Origin of the sequence: Bacillus sp. HY001 (assembly GCF_007558965.1) — a bacterium.
GTDB lineage: Bacteria > Bacillota > Bacilli > Bacillales > Bacillaceae_G > Bacillus_A > Bacillus_A mobilis.
Window position 1 is genome coordinate 1 of sequence record NZ_VLTE01000160.1, and the last position, 536, is coordinate 536.

Below are 536 nucleotides of genomic sequence, written 5' to 3' on the forward strand. Positions count from 1 at the left end.
CTTAGAAAATCTATGCATTCATGTAGTAGATGAATGGCATCACCATTTTCCAAAGCCAATTGATGTAGGTGCTTAAATGTCATTCTATATTCTTTCAGAGTAAAAGTTACTAGTTTATATTCAATTCGAATTTCTTTCAAATGATCCCAAAGTGTATTGTCTCTTTGAGGATAAAGCTTTAGCGAGGATGGACTAGCACCGATTTGTTTTGATATATAATGTATGACTGAATCCGGGATGTTTTTGATATGAGTGTATGGCCAACCGGGATATCGAAGAACAGCTAATTGAACGGCGAACCCTAAACGGTTTTCTTCTCTCCTTCGCTTATTGATAATTTCTAAATCCCGTTTGGAAAAAGTGTAGTAGGTTCCTAGCACCCACTCGTCTTCAGGAATTTGCATAAGGACCTGTCGCTGTTCCGATGTAAGCAATTCTCTACCTCTCGCAACTTTCATACAGTATCATCTCATTTCTGTAATTGTTCAGTTAATTAGTTCAATTATAAATCAATAGAGTGTACTCTATTGATACAA

The 536-nt window shown here is 36.2% G+C and carries 1 protein-coding gene; it reads right to left on the reverse strand.

The window, feature by feature from the left end; all coding sequences use genetic code 11:
- Positions 1-458: DUF4158 domain-containing protein (locus FOT98_RS29600; protein ID WP_142245117.1), on the reverse strand; the 458-nt coding region annotated here is incomplete at its 3' end.
- Positions 459-536 lie beyond the last annotated feature (78 nt).